Annotated in this window: 18 protein-coding genes; 15 read left to right on the top strand and 3 right to left on the bottom strand. The window is 46.0% G+C overall.

Annotated features, from left to right (window positions below; all coding sequences use genetic code 11):
- Positions 1 to 13: 13 nt before the first annotated feature.
- The 15 genes from HGO26_RS12365 (at position 14) to HGO26_RS12295 (ending at position 17,257) form a co-directional block, all read left to right on the top strand.
- Positions 14 to 454: a polymorphic toxin type 28 domain-containing protein gene (locus HGO26_RS12365; RefSeq protein WP_168825466.1), complete on the top strand. Its 441-nt coding sequence runs from the start codon at positions 14 to 16 to the stop codon at positions 452 to 454.
- A gap of 1 nt (position 455) precedes the next feature.
- Complete coding sequence (locus HGO26_RS12360) at positions 456 to 866, top strand: contact-dependent growth inhibition system immunity protein (protein ID WP_131523257.1); 411 nt, start codon at positions 456 to 458, stop codon at positions 864 to 866.
- Positions 867 to 1,423: 557 nt separating this feature from the next.
- Positions 1,424 to 2,437, top strand: a complete 1,014-nt coding sequence (locus HGO26_RS12355) for an IS110-like element ISShes7 family transposase (protein ID WP_168825464.1) — start codon at positions 1,424 to 1,426, stop codon at positions 2,435 to 2,437.
- A 910-nt stretch (positions 2,438 to 3,347) separates the two neighbouring features.
- Positions 3,348 to 4,247: an ATP phosphoribosyltransferase gene (gene hisG / locus HGO26_RS12350; RefSeq protein WP_006086295.1), complete on the top strand. Its 900-nt coding sequence runs from the start codon at positions 3,348 to 3,350 to the stop codon at positions 4,245 to 4,247.
- A 3-nt stretch (positions 4,248 to 4,250) separates the two neighbouring features.
- A complete protein-coding gene (hisD, locus tag HGO26_RS12345; protein ID WP_168825462.1) occupies positions 4,251 to 5,573 on the top strand; it encodes a histidinol dehydrogenase in 1,323 nt (440 codons plus the stop codon).
- Between the two features lie 60 nt (positions 5,574 to 5,633).
- On the top strand, positions 5,634 to 6,821 hold the full coding sequence (gene hisC / locus HGO26_RS12340; protein ID WP_168825477.1) for a histidinol-phosphate transaminase: 1,188 nt from the start codon (positions 5,634 to 5,636) through the stop codon (positions 6,819 to 6,821).
- 114 nt (positions 6,822 to 6,935) lie between these two features.
- Positions 6,936 to 8,027, top strand: a complete 1,092-nt coding sequence (gene hisB / locus HGO26_RS12335) for a bifunctional histidinol-phosphatase/imidazoleglycerol-phosphate dehydratase HisB (protein WP_168825460.1) — start codon at positions 6,936 to 6,938, stop codon at positions 8,025 to 8,027.
- A gap of 31 nt (positions 8,028 to 8,058) precedes the next feature.
- Complete coding sequence (gene hisH / locus HGO26_RS12330; protein ID WP_168825458.1) at positions 8,059 to 8,829, top strand: imidazole glycerol phosphate synthase subunit HisH; 771 nt, start codon at positions 8,059 to 8,061, stop codon at positions 8,827 to 8,829.
- Between the two features lie 66 nt (positions 8,830 to 8,895).
- Complete coding sequence (gene hisA, locus HGO26_RS12325) at positions 8,896 to 9,633, top strand: 1-(5-phosphoribosyl)-5-[(5-phosphoribosylamino)methylideneamino]imidazole-4-carboxamide isomerase (RefSeq protein WP_168825456.1); 738 nt, start codon at positions 8,896 to 8,898, stop codon at positions 9,631 to 9,633.
- Positions 9,615 to 10,388, top strand: a complete 774-nt coding sequence (gene hisF, locus HGO26_RS12320) for an imidazole glycerol phosphate synthase subunit HisF (RefSeq protein WP_006081894.1) — start codon at positions 9,615 to 9,617, stop codon at positions 10,386 to 10,388. The genes hisA and hisF overlap by 19 nt, the downstream gene beginning before the upstream one ends.
- Positions 10,389 to 10,428: 40 nt before the next feature.
- Positions 10,429 to 11,085, top strand: a complete 657-nt coding sequence (gene hisIE / locus HGO26_RS12315) for a bifunctional phosphoribosyl-AMP cyclohydrolase/phosphoribosyl-ATP diphosphatase HisIE (protein WP_168825454.1) — start codon at positions 10,429 to 10,431, stop codon at positions 11,083 to 11,085.
- 638 nt (positions 11,086 to 11,723) lie between these two features.
- Positions 11,724 to 12,911, top strand: coding sequence for an aromatic amino acid transport family protein (locus HGO26_RS12310; protein WP_168825452.1), 1,188 nt, complete (start codon positions 11,724 to 11,726; stop codon positions 12,909 to 12,911).
- A 334-nt stretch (positions 12,912 to 13,245) separates the two neighbouring features.
- The gene (locus HGO26_RS12305; protein WP_168825449.1) at positions 13,246 to 16,665 is read left to right on the top strand and encodes an intermembrane phospholipid transport YdbH family protein; all 3,420 of its coding nucleotides are present in this window, start codon (positions 13,246 to 13,248) and stop codon (positions 16,663 to 16,665) included.
- Between the two features lie 13 nt (positions 16,666 to 16,678).
- Entirely contained in the window at positions 16,679 to 16,897 is a 219-nt protein-coding gene (locus HGO26_RS12300; protein WP_028759774.1) for a YnbE family lipoprotein, read from the top strand.
- Positions 16,898 to 16,921: 24 nt separating this feature from the next.
- Positions 16,922 to 17,257: a YdbL family probable chaperone protein gene (locus HGO26_RS12295; protein ID WP_106650697.1), complete on the top strand. Its 336-nt coding sequence runs from the start codon at positions 16,922 to 16,924 to the stop codon at positions 17,255 to 17,257.
- Positions 17,258 to 17,572: 315 nt separating this feature from the next.
- Here HGO26_RS12295 and HGO26_RS12290 read toward each other — a convergent pair whose 3' ends face one another.
- From HGO26_RS12290 to pyrD, 3 genes are all read right to left on the bottom strand, one after another.
- On the bottom strand, positions 17,573 to 18,019 hold the full coding sequence (locus HGO26_RS12290; protein WP_006086284.1) for a GNAT family N-acetyltransferase: 447 nt from the start codon (positions 18,017 to 18,019) through the stop codon (positions 17,573 to 17,575).
- 823 nt (positions 18,020 to 18,842) lie between these two features.
- Positions 18,843 to 19,376: a cell division protein ZapC gene (locus HGO26_RS12285; protein WP_006081901.1), complete on the bottom strand. Its 534-nt coding sequence runs from the start codon at positions 19,374 to 19,376 to the stop codon at positions 18,843 to 18,845.
- A 201-nt stretch (positions 19,377 to 19,577) separates the two neighbouring features.
- Entirely contained in the window at positions 19,578 to 20,597 is a 1,020-nt protein-coding gene (pyrD, locus tag HGO26_RS12280) for a quinone-dependent dihydroorotate dehydrogenase (protein WP_028759770.1), read from the bottom strand.
- Positions 20,598 to 20,631: the final 34 nt, after the last annotated feature.

Genomic DNA, 20,631 nt, shown 5'->3' with positions numbered 1-20,631 from the left:
GGGTTAACGCCAAATGAGTCAGAACGTTTATATTGGAATGACTCTAAAACCGTGGCCAATTTTACTTGACCACTACAATATGCAAGCATATGAAGAGCAAGCTGGAGCGGAGAAGTATGCAATGGCGTTCCTACCCAGCAAGGGAGGGAAAGCAGTTTTTGAACTAGGTCAATCGCAGCTAAAGGCAATTAGAACAATCAACAACATTACAGCTAATGGGCTAAAGGATAAAGATTTTATCGGTGTTGGAACAGAAATGATGCAATCGTTAAAATCTAAGCTAGGCGATAAGTATTGGAATCATATTAAAGAAATGAATGATAATTTGAGAGGCTTGCGAAAATCGATTAAAACTTTAGAAAAAGTCGATAATCCTCAAGCTAATGAAGCTCGCCTAAAAGCAGTCGATGCTATAGACAAAATGGAAGGTGCTTTTAAAGGTCACGGGATTTGATATGAAAGATATAAACTTTCTTGAACTTGAAAAACAGTACGGGATTAACATAGAACATTGCGAAGATACATCTTCACTAGATGATTGGTATATTTCTGTTAGAGATACATATTTATACAATTTATCAGAAAAAGATGTTGCGATTGCCATTAGGCAAGAACTCTACCTAAAGGAGATAGTTCCTTTAGCAATAGACATGTTAATTCTCAATCCCCTATGTGGATGGAAGTATGATGGTGAATTATTGGTCGCGATAGCTCAAGTAGACTTTGAAAAATATGTAGCTAAGGAAAAAGCAAAAGATCTGATGCTCGTGCTATCCATTGATGATAATTTAAAAGCAATAAAGGAAGAAGGTGTTCAAGACGAGCATTTAGTTGTAATCGATAAGCTTAACAAGTTACTAGTGTAGTCAATATGAAGATTATATTAGTGCAATGATAGACAAAATGCCCCATTTTATTGGGGCTTTTTCTTACCTGAAACTAAGCAATTTGACCAGTAGAAGTGTGCAGCCTTTGCCAGCAGGGGCCGCAGTTTGGGGCAGCGCCACCAACTGATGGCACTGACACAATTGATCGCTTCTGCTGTTTATGGGTGATCACTTCTACTGCTTTGAGCTGCTCAGTCTGCTGCGAGTTTTAGAAGAGCATTCGCTTTAGGATGGCTTTTTCATCGGGTTTAATACTAACGTTCAATAATTGCCTTACAAATATTAATCCGAAACCAATGAATTGGAGTAAAAAGTCTAACAAGGTTTTGTCCCAAAGCGTGCTGCATGTCTCCTTAAAACCTACAGTTTATGCTAATGCTAAAAAGGTGAGCCATGGTGATTAGCGAGATGACCGTCCGCCCCATGGACGGGGCGGTCGAGCATCCAAGGATGATGGGATGGACACCTCTTGTGAAGTAGGCGTCATTTACGCCATATTGAATTTGCACGTTCAATAACAACAAAAGGTGTCCAAAATGAAAGTTACACTAATAGAAATTGATCTCGCAAAAAATATCTTCCAAGTATGTGGAGTTAATCAAGCAGGCAAGAGTGTTTTTAACCGTTCGATTAAACGTGCTCAGCTCCTGACTTTTCTGCGTACTTACCCTGATGCCACTATTGCGATGGAAGCCTGCGGTGGCTCTAACTATTGGGGCAGAGAGTTACTTTCTCTCGGGCATGACGTCAAACTGATCCCGCCTCAGCATGTTAAGCCATTTGTCAAAGGCAATAAGAACGATCGCAATGATGCCTTCGCTATCTGTGAGGCAGCGCAGAGACCAAACCTGATTTTCGTCCAGCCGAGAACCTTAGCGCAGGTTGATATCATCATTACCCACAGAATTCGCGAGCGCCGGATCAGAATACGCACTGCACTAACCAATCAAATCAGAGGCTTACTAAGTGAATATGGAATAGCCCTCCCTAAAGGACGTAATCCATTGAATCTTTTGCTGCCGGAATTACTTGAGGATGCCAGTAATCAACTCACTACGATTGCACGCCAATACATGCGTGAGCTGATGGAAGAGTTGCGTGCGATCAACGTTGCAATAGGTTCACTGGAAAAAGACATCAAACTGCAGGCAAGAACGCACCCAGATGCCAAGCGACTGATGGGTATAAGAGGCGTTGCAGAAATCATTGCCACTGCCGCGGTGTCATTTGCCGGAGATGGATCTGGCTATCATGGTGCTCGGCATTTTTCTGCAAATTTAGGACTGGTTCCTAAAGAGTTTTCCAGTGGGGGAAAACAAAAATTGGGCGGCATAACCAAACGAGGTAACAGCTATCTGCGGCGGCAACTGATCCAGGGAGCTTGGTCGATTATTCGCTATGCAAGTAAGAGTAATGACAGGATCTCCGTATGGGCCTTAAAGGTGATTGAGCGGCGAGGTAAACAGAAAGCGGCAGTAGCAATTGCAAACAAATTGGCGCGGATCATCTGGGCTATGCTGTTTCATCGCAGCGAATATCGGCCTTGTTAATATGTAAAAATCGAGTATTAAACTCACCCCAAAAACACGACTACAGATAATGAAGTAACAGGTAATACCGGCCTTTGCAGATGCTGAGAGAGTACAAGGAGCATATGACTCCGAAAGGACGATAAGCAGCAAAGGCGCGGTTCTCATTAAGGCCAGAGAACAAAGATTCTCACAAACAGGTCGGATATACGTACGCAGTATTACTTTCTGTTACTCAAAAAGTGGTTGATCTATTCGAGGTGTCCATATACGGACTGGCTATGAGTAACACCATGGCAAGCCTGTATTAATGAATATCAGCAAATGCTCACAACTCAAGTTACAGTTCCCCTGCACGACTTCCAACACATTTCCATCTACTTTCAACATCCACCCAACAAAAATGCTCAATAACTTTATTTAACGATAACCTTCTGTCTTTCACAAAAACGCATAAATATTCTCATTTAATTCAAATTGGCTGTTGCAAAGGCTCATAAAAGCGGTTAGTTTAAATCCACTTATACGGATAGACGTCCGTAACAACGAATTCAACGCTTCACTGTATTTCGAGCAGTTAAGCCAATAACGTTAAATACCGAGAGAGTAACATGAGCCCATTACTGAACGCTATCCACCACCATCACCACCATATGCGGTAGCCTTCGGACGCTCACTGCCGGAGGACTATATCCTTCTGGCGGACTGATTCAAGATGATCATAAACCCCTGGAAGGAATTCCGGGGGTTTTTGCATTTAGGCGTTAATTTTGGTTTTAATTTAAATAAAAAATTCTTAGATATTTAATAAATTATCAATACGTTAGCTAGATTTCTTAGCTAGGGCCCATTGAATGGCAAGGCGTATTAAACCGATTAAACAACACTTTTTGAATCTTTTAATTTTGATACTTTTGAGCGAGATAACACTATGACTGAATCGAACCGTTTACGCATCGCCATCCAAAAATCTGGCCGTCTTTCTACTGACTCTCAGCAACTGCTAAAAAGCTGTGGTGTTAAATTTTCCATTAATGAACAACGCCTTATCGCTCATGCCGACAATATGCCTATCGATTTACTGCGCGTTCGTGATGACGATATCCCAGGATTGGTGATGGACGGCGTGGTTGATATGGGGATCATAGGTGAAAACGTGCTCGAAGAGGAACAAATCGAGCGTCAAACTCTGAACAAACCCGCAGATTGCCTCAAACTACGTCAGTTAGATTTCGGATCATGTCGCCTCTCGTTAGCCGTACCAACAGAATTCAGTTACGCCGATGCCTCCTCTTTAGAAGGATTACGCATCGCCACGTCTTACCCGAACCTTCTGCGCCGTTTTATGCAACAAAAAGGCATAACTTATCGCGACTGTATGTTAAAAGGCTCGGTTGAAGTCGCCCCACGTGCCGGCCTTGCCGATGGTATTTGTGATCTCGTGTCGACGGGCGCTACCTTAGAAGCCAACGGCTTATACGAAACCGAAGTGATTTACCGCTCTATGGCCTGCATCATTCAATCGACCCAAACCCAAACACCGACTAAACAAGCACTCATCGACAAGATTCTGTCCCGCGTCAATGGCGTTATCCGCGCCCGTGAGAGCAAATACATACTGCTGCACGCGCCAACCGAAACCTTAGATCAAATCGTCGCCCTGCTGCCCGGCGCTGAAAACCCAACCGTATTGCCATTAAACGATGATACTAACCGCGTAGCTATCCACGCCGTCAGTACCGAAGATTTGTTTTGGGATACTATGGAACAGTTGACCGCACTCGGTGCCAGCTCGATTCTGGTAATGCCAATCGAAAAAATGATGGGGTAATGTATGGAAATCCTAACTTGGTCAACCTTATCAACCGCCGAGCAAAAAACGGCGCTGAAACGCTCGCCTTTAATTGGTGACAGCGGCTTAGAGCAAAGCGTTCGCGCCATTATCGATGCAGTGGCAACGCGGGGTGATGCCGCCATTGCCGAATTTAATCAAAAGTTTGATGGCTTCAATAGCGCGACCAAAAATTTAAATGGACAAGGAAGTGGCGAGCTGCGCATGGGTGAAGCCGAGATTGCTGCGGCAAGCGCACGGGTATCACCAGAGCTGAAAGCGGCGATCGCCAAAGCCATGGCGAATATAGATGTGTTTCACAGCGCCCAGCAATTTCGTCCGATTGATATGGAAACCGAGGCGGGAGTACGCTGCGAGCTACGTAGCGAACCGATTGAAAAAGTGGGTTTATATATCCCCGGTGGCAGCGCGCCATTAATTTCTACCGTGATGATGCTCGCCCTGCCCGCCAAGATCGCCGGCTGCGAACAAAGAGTATTGGTCAGCCCACCGCCGATCAACGATGCCATTATCTATGCCGCCAATGCCTGCGGGATCACTGAAATTTATCAAGTGGGTGGCGCGCAGGCCATTGCGGCACTGGCCTTTGGCACAGAAACGATTCCCACGGTCGATAAGATTTTTGGCCCAGGTAATCGCTACGTGACTGAAGCTAAACGCTTAGTGTCACAGGATGGCCGCTGCACTGTGTGTATCGATATGCCGGCTGGTCCTTCTGAGGTGTTGGTGATTGCCGATAGCGACGCCAATTGCGAATTTATCGCCGCCGATTTGCTTTCACAAGCTGAGCACGGCCCTGATTCACAAGTGATTTTAGTAACGGATTCGCAAGCTATCGCCGATGGCGTGAATGACGCACTGACAAGACAGCTCGCTGCACTGCCGCGTTGTGATATCGCGGCAACGGCGCTACTGAGCAGTCGCACTTTTGTTGTGGACGATATGCTGCAAGCCGCGCAGGTTTCTAATCAATATGGGCCTGAGCACTTGATCATTCAAACGCGCTTTCCCCGTGAGGTGCTGAAAAAAATTCGCGCCGTGGGCTCGGTATTTTTAGGCGCTTATACACCTGAATCTGTTGGCGATTATGCCAGTGGCACCAACCACGTGCTACCGACTTACGGTTACAGCCGCGCCGTGTCGAGCCTGTCATTAGCCGACTTTAGCCGCCGCTTTACCGTGCAGGAACTCAGCGCTAAAGGCTTAATAGGATTGGGGCAAGCGGTCATGACGTTAGCCAGTAACGAATTGCTCGATGCGCACAAAAATGCCGTCGCCATTCGTCTAGCTAGCCTAGAGAAATGACCCGCCTAGATCTTAAGTGATTAGCACTTAAGTGAATAAAAATAGAGCTGAGTGAAGAAAATGAGCCAAGTGAGCAGCATGGAAAAGACAGCAGACCCCACAGCATCAACGTTAGCAGCATCAACGTTAACGCAATCGGCGCCACTAAATTTAGCCGAGCGTTTAGCGCGCCCTGAGTTACTGGATTTAACGCCCTACCAGAGTGCCCGCAGACTGGGCGGTCGTGGTGATATTTGGATCAATGCCAACGAATCGCCTTTTAATAATGTCGATACGGCAGCGCTCGATTTATCAAAATTGAATCGTTATCCAGAATGCCAACCGCCGCAGCTTATCAATGCCTACAGTGAATACAGCGGCGTGAGCGCCAGCAAGATAGTCGCCAGCCGCGGCGCCGATGAAGCGATTGAACTGTTAATTCGCGCCTTTTGTATACCAGGCGTCGACAGCATTGCCTACTTTGGCCCGACGTACGGCATGTATGCCATCAGCGCGAACACCTTTAATGTGGGCGTTAAAGCGTTAAATCTCAGCGCGGAATATGGCTTGCCGACAAGCTATGCCAAGGACGTTCGCGGCGCAAAACTGGTGTTTATCTGCAATCCCAATAACCCGACTGGCACAGTGATCGACAAAGCCATTATCGAGCAAGCAATCAAAGCCCTGCCCGACGCGCTTGTGGTCATTGATGAAGCTTATATTGAGTTTTGCCCCGAATACAGCGTGGCGGATTTGCTGGAAAGCTATCCGAATCTGGTGGTACTGCGCACCCTGTCAAAAGCCTTCGCACTCGCCGGCGCACGCTGTGGTTTTATGCTGGCAAACGAGGCCGTAGTCGAAATCATTATGCGCGTGATTGCGCCCTATCCTGTGCCGCTGCCCGTGAGTGAAGTCGCCACACAGGCGCTATCAAGCGCTGGCATTGCGCGGATGAAAGTGCAAGTTGCACAATTAAATGAGCAAGGCGCCAGACTCACAGCAGCGATCAGCGCTTATTGTTCAAAATCGAATAGTTCAGAGTCCCGCGCCCGCGTGCTTAAGCCTAACGGCAATTATGTGCTGGCTGAATTTGATGATGTAGCTAAGGTCGCAGCATTACTGCAAGGCAGCGGTGTTGTCGCCCGCGCTTACAAAGACCCAAGGCTTGCCAAAGCTATCCGCTTTAGCTTTAGTTCAAAGGCGGATACCGATGTGTTAGTGAATTTATTTGAATCGCAACGCACTGAGCAGTCATCAGAAAACGAATAATAAGTCACTGATAATAAATCTCTGATCATAAAAAACTAATAAAAAGCGAATGCAACGCTGAAAGTTAAATCAGCTTAAGCATTAGCTAAACGAATTGAATTTGAAGGTAGAGCCATGAACCCACAATTTGTCCCGAACGTTGCACAAAAAATTCTGTTTATCGACCGCGATGGCACCTTGATTGAAGAACCCGTCACCGACAAACAGGTCGATAGTCTGGCTAAATTAGTGTTTGAGCCACAGGTGATCCCCGCTTTGCTACGTCTGCAAAAGGCAGGGTTTCGTTTAGTCATGGTCAGCAATCAAGACGGCCTTGGCACACCGTCTTTCCCGCAGGAAGATTTCGATGTGCCCCACAATATGATGATGCAAATTCTCACAAGCCAAGGGGTTAACTTTGAAGATGTGGTGATTTGCCCGCACTTTAACGATGAAAATTGCAGTTGCCGTAAACCTAAGCTTGGGCTAGTAAAAGACTATCTCACCCAAGGCTGCATCGATTTCACCCAATCGGCGGTGATTGGCGATCGCGAAACCGATGTGGAGCTGGGCAATGCCATGGGCATTAAAAGCCTTAAATATCAACGCGACACTTTAGGCTGGAACGCCATCGCCGATGCGCTGCTGAATAAAAGCCGCACCGCAACGGTCGTGCGTACCACCAAAGAAACCGATATTCGTGTGGCTGTTGATCTCGACAGCCCCGTTAAAGGCAAAATCGACACTGGCATTGGCTTTTTCGACCACATGCTCGATCAAATTGCCACCCACGGTAATTTTAGAATGGATGTGAAAGTCGATGGCGATCTGGAAATCGACGATCACCACAGCATCGAAGACACTGCACTGGCTATAGGTGATGCCCTGCGCCAAGCGCTCGGCGACAAACGCGGCATTGCCCGTTTCGGCTTTAGCCTGCCGATGGACGAAGCCAAGGGCGAATGTCTGCTGGATATCTCTGGTCGTCCTTTTATCAAATTCTCGGCCAATTTTGAGCGTGAGCACGTCGGCGAAATGGCCACTGAAATGGTGCCGCACTTCTTCCGATCCTTTGCCGATGGCCTGCGCTGTACGCTACATGTCGCCGCCGAAGGTGATAACGATCACCACAAGGTTGAAGCCCTGTTTAAAGTGCTCGGCCGCGCGCTACGCCAAGCGGTTAAAGTCGAAGGCGATATTCTGCCATCGAGCAAAGGCGTGCTTTAAGGCATCAGCATAAATCGTTTAAGAGGTTAGGATGCAACAAGACACTCTATTAACAGCTGGTCAGCAATTAACAACTAGCCCGCAATTAACAGCAAATGAATCACCAGATGCTGAAACCGTCATCATAGACACGGGCTGTGCCAATTTAAACTCAGTACGTTTCGCCTTCGAGCGTTTAGGCGCTAAGGTATTGGTCACAGACGATAAAGCCAAAATCAAAGCGGCAAAACGTGTGGTACTGCCGGGTGTGGGCACCGCGGGTGCCGCCATGGCGTCCTTACATGAAAAAGGCTTGGTCGAACTCATTCAAGGCCTGACTCAACCTGTGCTGGGCGTGTGCCTTGGCATGCAAATGTTGGCGGCAATTTCGAAGGAGCGCGGCGGCAAAGGTCAAGATTGCGAGTGCTTAGGCATAATCCCGACCGACATTTGCGAGCTGGATACGCAGTTACTCAAAGCTGAAAGCCTACCTTTGCCGCACATGGGCTGGAACCAACTTAAGCTAACGACAAACTCACAAGGAGCCAAAATCCCTAACGTTCACCCGCTGTTTACGGGCATTGAAGATGGCAGTTATGTGTATTTCGTCCACAGTTACCGCGCGCCGTTGAGTGAATTTACCTTAGCCCAATGTTCCTATGGTGAAGACTTTAGCGCCGCCATCGGCAAAGGCAACTTTATGGGCGTGCAGTTCCACCCCGAAAAAAGTGCCGCCGTGGGTGCGCAAATTCTGCGTAACTTTTTACAGATAGATGAAGCGCTGATGGACAAGTTGGCGCAGGAAAGACTGACCAATGAATAAATTACTCATTAAAAAACCAGTTATTAATAAACAACTTACAAATAAATCAATCGAGGATTTAAGCATATGATTATTCCTGCGATTGATTTAATTGATGGCAATGTCGTCCGCCTCTATCAGGGCGATTACGACCAGCAGACCACCTTTGATTTAAGTCCTTTGGCGCAGCTGCAATCCTACGAGGCACAAGGCGCTAACTGGTTGCATATCGTTGATTTAACAGGCGCGAAAGATCCCGCTAAACGCCAAACTCGCCTTATCAGTGAACTCGTGGCGGGACTAAACGCTAACATTCAAGTGGGCGGCGGCATTCGTACAGAAGAGCAAGTCACTGAATTATTAGCTATCGGTGTAAAACGCGTGGTAATTGGCTCACTTGCGGTGAAAGAACCTGAGTTAGTTAAACAATGGTTTATCAAATACGGCAGCGAAGCGATTTGCCTCGCACTCGATGTCAATATCAACCAGAGCGGCGAGAAAATGGTCGCCGTATCCGGTTGGCAAAGTGGTGGCGGTAAGAGTTTAGAATCCCTTGTAGAAACCTTTAGCGCTGTCGGCTTAAAGCATGCGCTAGTGACTGACATTAGCCGTGATGGCACCTTAACGGGCGCGAATACCGCGCTTTATCAAGAAATTGCAGTTAGCTATCCCAATATAGCTTGGCAAGCCTCTGGCGGTATTGCGACCCTTGATGATGTGAGCGCCGTGCGAGACAGCGGCGCTGCGGGCATCATTATCGGTAAAGCCTTGCTTATCAATCAGTTTAACGTGGCGGAGGCAATCCAATGCTGGCCAAACGACTAGTCCCCTGTTTAGATGTAAAAGACGGTAAAGTAGTGAAAGGCGTGCAGTTCCGTAACCACGAAATTGTCGGCGATATCGTCCCCTTAGCCGCGCGTTATGCCGAAGAAGGCGCCGATGAGCTGGTGTTTTATGACATTACCGCCAGCGCCCACGAACGTGTGGTCGATAAATCGTGGGTAAGCCGCGTGGCGGAGCAGATTGATATTCCCTTCTGCGTGGCAGGTGGCATTAAAACCATTAGCCAAGCCCGTGAGTTATTAGCCTTTGGTGCGGATAAGATTTCGATTAACTCGCCCGCGTTAACCGATCCGAGTTTGATCTCACGCCTGCAGGACGAGTTCGGCCGCCAGTGTATCGTGATTGGTATCGACTCCTTTTTCGATGCCACCAGCAACAGCTATAAGGTAAAGCAATTTACTGGCGATGAGGCGGCGACTAAAGATACCCAATGGTTTACCCAAGACTGGGTTGAAGAAGTGCAAAAACGTGGTTGTGGTGAAATCGTACTCAATGTGATGAACCAAGACGGCGTGCGCGGCGGCTATGATATCAAGCAGTTAAGTCTTGTTCGCGCCATCTGCGACGTGCCTTTAATTGCCTCGGGCGGTGCTGGGACTATGGCGCATTTTCGCGATGTATTTATTGAAGCTAAGGTCGATGCGGCGCTGGCAGCGAGCGTATTCCACAAGGCGATTATCAACATAGGTGAATTAAAAGCCTATTTAGCGGCCGAAGGTATCGCGATTAGACGCTAGAGCGGTTCTAGGTTCTACAAACAGATTAAGAGTGAATACTATGTCAACGCAAACAAACACTAAGTCGGATTTTAGCCCTGTTCAAGTTAATGAGCTGGATTGGAACAAACAGGATGGGCTCATTCCTGCCGTTATCCAAAATCATTTATCGGGCAAGGTATTAATGCTCGGTTATATGGATAAGGCCGCGCTGGAAAAAACCTTGAGCACAGGTGATGTCACCTTTTTCAGCCGCTCAAAACAGCGCTTATGGACCAAGGGGGAAACCTCGGGGAATACGCTAAGGTTGGTCGCTATCGATAAGGACTGCGACAACGACAGCCTGTTAGTGCAAGTGATCCCCAACGGCCCAACCTGCCACAAAGGCACCGAAAGTTGCTGGTTAGATGACAATGCGCACCCATTTTTGAACAACCTCGCCAGCTTAATCACCTCGCGTAAAGGGCAAAGTGCCGATTCCAGCTACACGGCGTCTTTGTTTGCGCGCGGCACGAAACGTATCGCCCAAAAGGTCGGGGAAGAAGGTCTTGAAACCGCCCTTGCCGCTGCGACCCACGATAAAGAAGAGCTAGTTAACGAAGCCTCAGATCTTATCTATCACTTGCTGGTATTGCTTGAAGATCAACACTTAAGCCTCAGTGACATCACAGCAAACTTGCTGGCAAGACATGAAAAGGCACTGCAGAGCAAAGCATAATCGGCTTACTGTTCCCAATGTCTCGCTATCGGTTTTACCGCTAAAAATGCCACTCACTTAAATCAAGTCAGTGGCATTTTTTATCGCGCGATAAACGTGGCTAACTCCTTTTACTTCTCCCAGTTGACCATAAACTCAGTGTGAGTTAGGCATGTCTTTCAGCTTAGTCACATGACAAAAAACAATCAAAATACTGTTGTAATGGTTGACAAGTACAATTCAAATCCCTATGGTAGCCTCCGTTACCGATGTTAAGTCCCGGCAGCAAAAAGACTTAAGGTGCGGTTGTTCCAGCGACTCATAAAATGAATGTCTTTTAAGTAAAAAGATTAAAGAGAACGCCACCTTTGATAATCGAATCTAATTTAATCGCGGTTATCCCTGTTTACTCAACACACGCTAAGGCAAGTTTTATGTGTTTCACAGCATTTTATACTCCCTATCTGTAGCCGCAATGGCATAGATAGGCACCTCGCCTGACCTTCCATTGTGGCCACATCCTTTCGGATCCGCTGAGCGCCACTGTCTCATTTGCTTAAATCATTTTGTGCTTGAATCGCATCAAAATCCTTTAAGACAGTTGCTTTAGGATCAAGTCTTTATCTCTTTTTCTTGCGACACGCTTTTGAGATCATGTTATGACACAGAATAAAATTTTCGGCAGTTTACTGCTTATCGCAGGCACCACAATCGGCGCGGGCATGTTGGCTTTGCCTATAGCATCGTCTGGACTCGGTTTTGGCACGTCATCCGCCATTATGCTCATCCTATGGGCGCTGATGGCCTACACGGCACTGCTAATGGTGGAGATCCACCAATTCGCCCCCAGCGATGCCAGCCTTAATCACTTAGCGCAACACTTATTGGGTCGTAAGGGCCAGTTGATCGCCAATAGCGCCTTGATGTTTTTACTGTACGCCCTCTGCGCCGCCTACATTGCTGGCGGCGGCGAGCAAGTGAACCAAAAACTGAGCACTTGGCTAGGACTAAATTTGCCAGCGCAGGCGGGTGCAATCCTATTCACCCTGCTGGTTGGCGCCATTGTGGGCATGGGAACCCACTGTGTGGATCTCATCAATCGCGGTTTATTTGCCCTTAAGCTATTGGCATTATTGCTTATGTTGGCATTGTTACTGCCGCAGGTTGAAAGCCCACATTTGCTCGAACTCCCGCTCAACCAAGGCCTAATTATCACGGCTATTCCGGTGATTTTTACCTCCTTTGGTTTTCACGGTTCGATTCCCTCAGTGGTGCGCTACTTGGGCGTTGAAGTCAAAGCCCTGCGCAGGATCATGTTGTTTGGCTCGGCTTTGCCATTAGTGATTTACCTTTTGTGGCAACTGGGCAGTCAAGGCGTATTGAACCAAAGTCAATTGCTCGAAAACCAGAGTTTATCAAGCTTTATCAATCAACTGGCAAGTGTGCTGCACAGTGAATACTTAAGTAGCGCTATAAGTCTATTTGCCGATCTCGCCCTTGCGACCTCGTTTTTAGGGGTGAGTTTAGGTTTGTTCGATTTTATGGCCTCAAGCTTAAGGCAAGAAGATAATGCAACAGGTCGAAGCTTAACCGCGGCTATCACCTTTTTACCGCCCTTAGGTTTTGCCCTCTTCTACCCTCAAGGTTTTATCACAGCGCTGGGTTACGCGGCGATTGCGCTGGTGATCCTCGCCATCTTTTTACCTGTGGCCATGGTGTGGACACAACGCCAGATGCGAGACGCTGCCAATATGCCGACGGGTTACCGCGTTGCGGGCGGAAAGTTAGCCTTAATGCTCGCCACACTTTGCGGAATTGTAGTGATCGCCGCCCAGATATTTAGCTAGCCGCAATTCACTCACCAAGAGTGAGTGAACTAAAAGTTAGCTAGCCCGAATAACAGATTAAGTACAAGAGCCTGTAAAACCTCAACTATTGACATCAGGCTCTTGTCTATTCAATGATCCTTTCACATTAGTCAGCTAAGCCCTTGAGTGTTAAACTGCCTCAGGTGCTCGTGCGCGATATAAAAGCTCCAATGCGATACCTCCGGAGCAACAGCTCCGAATCAAACGCTCCGAAGTAAAAATGCCGATGAAATATACACATTCGTGTATTTGTGCACTGCTAAGGCACGAGTTTGATCAAGGCTCAGTCAATAAAGGATAAATATCAAACCCAATGCCAATCCACAACAAGCCAAGCCGTGGCAATGCCTCTGATAGCAAGGCACTTCAGCACGAGGCAACGCAGATATCCGCTGGCCCTCGCAGTGGTGCTTTAGGTTCTGGAACGGATCCCCATATTGCTGCGCAAAATCGCCATAAATTCCCCCTAAAAAAAACCTTATTGGCGACCAGCTTAACGGGCATCTTGGCGGGCGTGGCGTTAACTGTTTGGATTGTGAATACCCAGGCTGAACAACTCATCATACGGGCGGCAAATTTTGCCCTCACAGGTATGGACAGCGAACTGATTGACATTGAATTAGGGCAAAGTCAGTTAGAACATTGGCGAATTACCTCTGCCAATCTGAGGGTACATGATAGCCATATCAGACTTAATGATTTGAATATTCAGCTAAAAATTGACTGGCCACAGAGTTTTGCCGAACTTAAACAGTTCAGCCAAGCCTCTTACCTCACTCAAAAAATCACCCAAATATCCACAGGTGATATTGAAGTCGAGTTAGGGCAATCACTGTTTTTACCCAATCGAAATGCCATCGATGAACAAGGCCCCGCATTGGCCTTAGATATCAAATCACTACCACTCATCGATATCGGAAAAACCAGTCTTATTCTCAAAGCCCAGCATCTCAACACCCAAAATGATTTACCCTCCTATCGTTTGGTGATGGACAAGTTGAGCCTCAACGGCGCGGGGGAAATCAACAGCGAGTTTAGCCATGCAGGCGAAAGCATCGCCACACTGAAAGCCACACTAGAAACCAACAAATGGCAACTCATGAGTCAAATCCAGCTCGCGCCGCTGCTTGCGAGCTTGCATCAAATCAGCCTAAGGCAAACGCAAGACAGTGTGCTGAGCCCGTTAACTGAGCTTGATAAAGAGTGGCAAGCGTTAGCAATTGATTTACAAGGCCAATTGGTATCCAACAGCAGTATTACAATAACCTCAGGCGAGCTTATCAGTGAGCATCAGTTAATCGAGCCAAAGCTGACCTTTAATCAGTTGGCAGCGCTGCAACTTGCACCTAAACCCGAGCTTGCGCCAAAACCTGAGCTCGCATTTAAGATTGCAGGGCATTTAGCAGAACTTGACCTAAAACTAGAGCCCTTTAGCTTAGCTGTGAGCCCCAATACCGCCCAGCAACAGCGATTGATGCAACTGCTCGATGAGACGCTGGCTAAACCTTCATCTCAGTCAGTATCTGAACCAGTATCTCAACCGATAGCTGAGCAAGTGCCTGATCCGCTAGCGAGTCAAATCGCTAAGCTGCTATCGGGGCTCAAAAGTACAGATGCACCAGTAGGGATCGCACTGACATTGCCTGAAGCCCTGCATTACCCGCTGACTCAAATTCCGCAAGATGTGCACTTAGCTAATCCCCTTGCGATTAAACTTCCTCGAGTGAAGCTTAAGACCTTAGGCAGTAAGCTAGATACCCAAGTCGATTTGGCCAATGTTGAAATCACAAAATCAATCGAAGCACTGTCCTTCAAAACAGATTGGCGCCTTAGTACGAGGCAAACAGGCTCAATGCAATTATCTGAATTGTGGGCAAATCCGCCGCAGGACTATAGCTGGAATAATAGTCAGTTAACGACAGCAGGCACATTTAACTTAGTTCAGACGCCAAGTTCAACCGATTGGCAATTTATCACTGCCGCTACCGAGTCGACTGAACTGACTCAATCAATAAAACAAAATACTGGCAACACGCTACAGTTCGCCGTGGGTGAGCTTAAACAGCTCACTGGTGATAAAAATGCGGCTAAACATGCAGAGTTTAGCCTTGGTAGTATCGCGATAAATGCCCTTGCGCCGCTGAACATAAGCTCGCAGCAAAGCACTCATACTCAGAGTTCTGGTATTCAAAAAGCCAGTCCAGCGCAAAGCTCAGTGCCCACATCTGATACCGCAAACAGGTTAACCCTTGCCATACCGCCTTTAACCTTAGCACTGGAGCAACTGTATTTTTCGCAGACCAAACAGACTTTAGTGACAGATGATGTAGTCACTGAGGCTAATGCGGATAAAAATGCGAGCACTAGCATCATAACGAAAACCGATATGAATGCGGGCAGTTTCTCGATTGCATTACAAAAAGCCATGTCATTCGAACTTAAACCCGATATCGAAGCGCTGTTCGACTCGCTGCTCGCTACCACTTGGCATAATCAACTCGCATGGCAAGCCAGTCAGCTAAATATCGAAAAACAGCTCAGCAGCAAAGGCCGCAGCCGCAAAGAAACCGTACTTAAGCTGGACAAGTTAACGCTGGCACAAAGCTTAGATTGGAAAAATAACACGCTCTTTGGTGATGAGCATTGGCAAGTGGGCACAGTTGAGCTGCAAAGCCAACACAAGTTGAACCTTGCCACCGCGAACAATCCCTTAGTGTTAACGGGCCAATGGGTAGTCAACACTAGCATGACCGAGGCGCTGGCCTTGCTCAATCAAACCCAACCCTTACCATCTGAGCTTAATGTCACAGGTAATAACCAATTACAGGCGCAGTTTAACCTAACGCAAAGGCGCGATCAGACCCAATTTGCCATGCAAATAACTCAATCGATGACAGAACTTGAAGGCTTTTATAAAGACATCATTTTTGAGGGGGGAAAACTGCAAGCGCAATGTGAGTTCACTTGGGGGCAATCTTATAAAAAAGAGTCTCATAACAAGCCGCAGGATAAAGGCTATTTTAGCAGCCTCAGTAAGCTCAATTGCCCGCAGACGCTGATGACCTTTAACTTATTTGATCCTGGCTTCCCACTGACTGATATTGAAGTGGAAGCCGATATCGTCCTTGGCAAAGATGCCGAGAAATTGCCCGACAATTGGATACAACAACTCACAGGCTTAAGTGACACCGATGTTTCCATGACCGCCAAAGGCAAAGTGCTCAGCGGACAGTTTCTGCTGCCAGAATTTAATCTTAAATTGCAGGATAAATCCCATGCCTATCTGTTACTGCAGGCCATGAGTCTAGAAGAGGTCCTGCGTATTCAACCGCAAATTGGCATCTATGCCGACGGCATATTCGATGGCGTGTTGCCCGTCGATTTAATCAACGGCAAAGTGTCGATCACTGGCGGGCAATTAGCCGCGCGCGCACCCGGCGGCCTCATCGCTATCTCGGGCAACCCCGCCGTTGAGCAGATGCGCCAATCCCAACCGTATCTAGACTTTGTCTTTTCGACGTTAGAACACTTACAATACAGCCAATTATCAAGCAGCTTTGATATGGACCAAGCCGGTGATGCTAAACTACTCGTCGAAGTGAAAGGCCGCGGTGAAGGGATTGAACGCCCTATCCACTTGAATTACTCCCACGAAGAGAACATGCTGCAATTATTTAGAAGTCTGCAAATTGGTAATGACTTGCAGGACAGAATCGAAAAATCAGTGAAGTAACAAGGAAACCTCAGTGAAGATAATTCAATTACAGCAAATTAGCATAGGTACCCGAAGCGCGCTTATCGCATTGGTAGCCCTAGCCTCATTGCAGGGCTGTACGCCCACAGTCAAAATAGAACCGCCAGATAAACCTATCGTTATCAATCTCAATGTGAAAATTGAACATGAGATACGGATCAAAGTAGATAAGGAATTAGACCAACTCCTGTCAGACGATAAGCTGTTCTAATTAAATAAGAATTGAGGAATCACCATGAAATCAATCCGACTAAAAACAAAGTTATTATTGCTATTAACCCTCAGCTTCTTAAGCCTAAGCGCCTTTGCTATGTCACTTCAAGAAGCTAAATCACAGGGCTATTTAGGCGAACAAGCCAACGGCTACTTAGGATTAGTGCAAGCCAATCCCGAAGCCAAAGCCGTGATGGACGACGTAAATAACAAACGTCGCGCCCACTACGAAACCATCGCCAAGAAGAACAAACTATCCCCAGCCGATGTTGCTAAACTCGCAGGCGAAAAAGCCATAGCCGCCACAGATAAAGGCAACTATGTGCAAGATGCCAAAGGCAAATGGATTAAAAAGTAGTCCACTTTCTAAGGCTCTAGCGCGTAAAAGCAAAACGAATAAATATAAACAAAACGCCTGCAATTGCAGGCGTTTTTATTGGTGGAGTTTGATTATGCACACTAATTCCTGTCACTCGCCGTCCTATTTCCTAGTAAAAAAACATACCTATAAGCTCGACCATCATGAACGATCACTTACGTGATTGTGCTTAATCACATCGACAAATCCATGCAGTGCATCGGATCGGGTAACCTCATTCAAACACAACATCCAATTTGAACTGAAAACGCCACACGTTGACAGTCCCTCTTGAAGCGCGTGTAATCTAAGTAACTAAATCAGTACGTAAAGCCTTAACATGTCTTTATGCTGGATGCTATTTTCAAAAATAGGTTCAGGATAGTTGAGTAGAAAATAGTCCTTTACCACTGACTCTACGCGAAAGCCGAAACGTTGATAATATGTCAGTTGATAGCCAAATGTACCTGTACCAAGCTCAACTCTTTTTATACCTTTCATCGGTAAATTTGCTAGAGTAAATTTCAATAATTCAGAGCCTATACCACGGCCTTGATGCTCTGGGTACACAGAAACATTGTAGATTTCAGCAAGAGTCGAATTCTGAGATTTAACGGCACAAACACCAAGTATTTGGCCTTTATCTGATGCAGTAAAACACCAAGAATCAGATAAATACGTTGCAATGTTAACTTCTGAAGGGTCTGCTTCGAGCAATAAGTCTATCGGAATTTCGCTACTTTTGACTTCGTTATATTCCATCTTTCCACCAAACAGATAACAGTTTATTACCCAGACTCCTCGTAAAAACCTAGCAAGAAATAGTTAGGTTTCGAACATTCCGAATAAATAATTTGAATAGGCCAGAAACTTAGCATCCATTCTGATGATTTTTCAATCACTTTATTATGTAAAAAAAGAGACTTTATATACGAGAAACTGGTTGGCACGGTATGTAAATTAACGGATACCCCAAAAATAGTATTATTAATACATTAACTTTGCCATGAACAACAAAGCGATATTCTTGCTCGATATTTTCCATTGAAAAAACGAAAATTTAAAACCATCATCAAATGCAAGCTCTCGCCATTTGAACCCCCAGACTACGCAAATGCTAAAAGGTGCGCCATGGTGATTGGCGAGACGACCGTCCGCCCCATGGACGGGGCGGTCGAGCATCCACGGAGGACTCGCTGCGAGTCGCCGAGTAAATGCCATGGCAAACCGATCTATGTGGATCAAGTGAGCTTATTATCAGTAAGGAATCAGTTCACTTTATGATGCTGGCAACCCATGGCGGAATATTGTGCTCACCAAACTGCTCTGCGTACTTCTTGGCCTCGTCACTCTCCTTCTATTTGATAGAAAAAGCTGAGCCGAGTTGAGAGTAATCAGACTCACAAATTATCATTGGGTAGCATTAAATAAAAAGGCGTTGAAAATCCACGTGACTAATCTTAGAAAAAAGGCTTTCTTAACAGAAAAGAGTACGAATAGCACACAAATGCCATGGAGATTTAAGCGAATTAGAGCCTAGTAGTGAGTATCAAAAACCAATAATGACTATTGATCTGCAAACACGCTATGCCGCAACCACGTGGCGCTGTGCACGTAGTGGGTGTAAGCGATTATGCATCACTTTGATGGTTTCAAACTGCACCATAGTTTTTGCACCCGACAAAACACATTCAGGTGACAATAACATCACTAGCGCGGACTGTAGGGTATTTTCAACCACGAGGGCGAGCACTCTTTGCTTTTGGCATTTAAGTTCAAAGACTTTACCTACATCGCTATAAACACAGACATCACTGGTATCAAAAAACCATGATTTAGGCATTTGCGGTGTCAGCATAAAATGGGCTGCGGTGGCATTGAGCGCAATTTGAACAATTGCAGCATCGGACAAAGACAGGGTTTTAGGTAATCTATCGAGTAAGCTCATATAGAATTTGGCGTGCGCAATATTAAACTCCATGCTTGATAAGGCATCTGGAATGAGTAATTTTGCTTTATAAGACGTCAGAAATTCTATCTCGGAACCTAACGATACGCCTAATACACCATACGAATCGTTATATTTCCATTGCCAATCTTTTTGCGGCATTAATAACATAACGGTGACCCAATATTTGAACACTGGGACATAATAGTAGATATTTTATCCAATATCAAAATAAAAAATAATAAAATACAAATTATTTAACAGTTACTTAGTCGATCTATTGTAAGATCTTAACAGCGATCTAGGGATCATTTTAGATCGCTGTTAAAGGATAAGATCTTATTTTAGATCGTTATATTAATCCTAAGATCATTATTTCAAGCGGTATGCATTCACTATTTCTTTAATTAACTTCGGACCTTGATAAATAAAACCTGAATAAATCTGAACCATAGTGGCGCCCGCATCGAATTTGGCTAAGGCATCTTCAGCGCTATTAATACCGCCCACACCTATGATCGGGATCTGCCCTTTCAAACAAATTGCCAATTGCTTAATCACTTTAGTAGACAGCTCAGTTAAAGGTTTGCCACTTAAGCCGCCGCTTTCATTGGCGTTGGCAAGACCGCTAACACCATCACGTGTTAAAGTGGTATTGGTCGCAATTGCGCCATCAAATTTGTTTTTAATCAAAGCTTGCGCGATATTTTCAATTTCTTCGATGGTTAAATCTGGAGCAATTTTAAGCGCGATGGGCACGTATTTTTTATGCTTTTCGGCCAGCTCAAGTTGCTTGGTTTTAATTGCGCTCAATAATTCATCTAATAGATCGCCATATTGTAGCGATCGTAATCCTGGGGTATTGGGTGATGAAATATTCACCGCAATATAAGCCGCATGGAGATAAACTTTATCCATGCAGATCAAATAATCGTCTTTACCTTGTTCTACTGGCGTGTCTTTATTTTTGCCAATATTGACGCCAACCATGATATTGGTCTTTTTAGCGATCAAATTTTTGACCAGATTATCGACACCCTTATTATTAAACCCCATGCGATTAATGATGCCTTTGGCAGGCTTTAATCTAAATAGACGGGGTAAATCGTTACCAGGCTGTGGTCTTGGGGTAACTGTACCCACTTCAATATGACCAAATCCCATCGCATGAAAGGCATCAATCGATTCGCCGTCCTTGTCCATACCGGCAGCGAGTCCCACTGGGTTAGGAAAGGTCAACCCCATAAAGCTGACAGGAGCGGGTGCAATCGTTTGTCCATATAGACATGTTAACGGGCTATTGGCGGTCACTTTTAAACTGCCTATAGCAAGATGGTGAGCTCGCTCAGGATCCATCTGAAACATGACTTTCTGTGCGATTTTATAAAACATGTACTTTCCTCGACCTAAAAAAAGCCCCGGCGAT

It is taken from the genome of Shewanella oncorhynchi, from assembly GCF_012584455.1.
Lineage (GTDB): Bacteria > Pseudomonadota > Gammaproteobacteria > Enterobacterales > Shewanellaceae > Shewanella > Shewanella oncorhynchi.
This window is presented reverse-complemented; position numbering and strand designations above follow the sequence as displayed.

Bases quoted from the DNA above. Each gene is read 5' to 3' on its own strand.
- HGO26_RS12365 (WP_168825466.1), top strand. From the start codon at position 14: ATGAGTCAGAACGTTTATATTGGAATGACTCTAAAACCGTGGCCAATT.
- HGO26_RS12360 (WP_131523257.1), top strand. From the start codon at position 456: ATGAAAGATATAAACTTTCTTGAACTTGAAAAACAGTACGGGATTAAC.
- HGO26_RS12355 (WP_168825464.1), top strand. From the start codon at position 1,424: ATGAAAGTTACACTAATAGAAATTGATCTCGCAAAAAATATCTTCCAA.
- hisG (WP_006086295.1), top strand. From the start codon at position 3,348: ATGACTGAATCGAACCGTTTACGCATCGCCATCCAAAAATCTGGCCGT.
- hisD (WP_168825462.1), top strand. From the start codon at position 4,251: ATGGAAATCCTAACTTGGTCAACCTTATCAACCGCCGAGCAAAAAACG.
- hisC (WP_168825477.1), top strand. From the start codon at position 5,634: ATGAGCCAAGTGAGCAGCATGGAAAAGACAGCAGACCCCACAGCATCA.
- hisB (WP_168825460.1), top strand. From the start codon at position 6,936: ATGAACCCACAATTTGTCCCGAACGTTGCACAAAAAATTCTGTTTATC.
- hisH (WP_168825458.1), top strand. From the start codon at position 8,059: ATGCAACAAGACACTCTATTAACAGCTGGTCAGCAATTAACAACTAGC.
- hisA (WP_168825456.1), top strand. From the start codon at position 8,896: ATGATTATTCCTGCGATTGATTTAATTGATGGCAATGTCGTCCGCCTC.
- hisF (WP_006081894.1), top strand. From the start codon at position 9,615: ATGCTGGCCAAACGACTAGTCCCCTGTTTAGATGTAAAAGACGGTAAA.
- hisIE (WP_168825454.1), top strand. From the start codon at position 10,429: ATGTCAACGCAAACAAACACTAAGTCGGATTTTAGCCCTGTTCAAGTT.
- HGO26_RS12310 (WP_168825452.1), top strand. From the start codon at position 11,724: ATGACACAGAATAAAATTTTCGGCAGTTTACTGCTTATCGCAGGCACC.
- HGO26_RS12305 (WP_168825449.1), top strand. From the start codon at position 13,246: ATGCCAATCCACAACAAGCCAAGCCGTGGCAATGCCTCTGATAGCAAG.
- HGO26_RS12295 (WP_106650697.1), top strand. From the start codon at position 16,922: ATGAAATCAATCCGACTAAAAACAAAGTTATTATTGCTATTAACCCTC.
- HGO26_RS12290 (WP_006086284.1), bottom strand. From the start codon at position 18,019: ATGGAATATAACGAAGTCAAAAGTAGCGAAATTCCGATAGACTTATTG.
- HGO26_RS12285 (WP_006081901.1), bottom strand. From the start codon at position 19,376: ATGTTATTAATGCCGCAAAAAGATTGGCAATGGAAATATAACGATTCG.
- pyrD (WP_028759770.1), bottom strand. From the start codon at position 20,597: ATGTTTTATAAAATCGCACAGAAAGTCATGTTTCAGATGGATCCTGAG.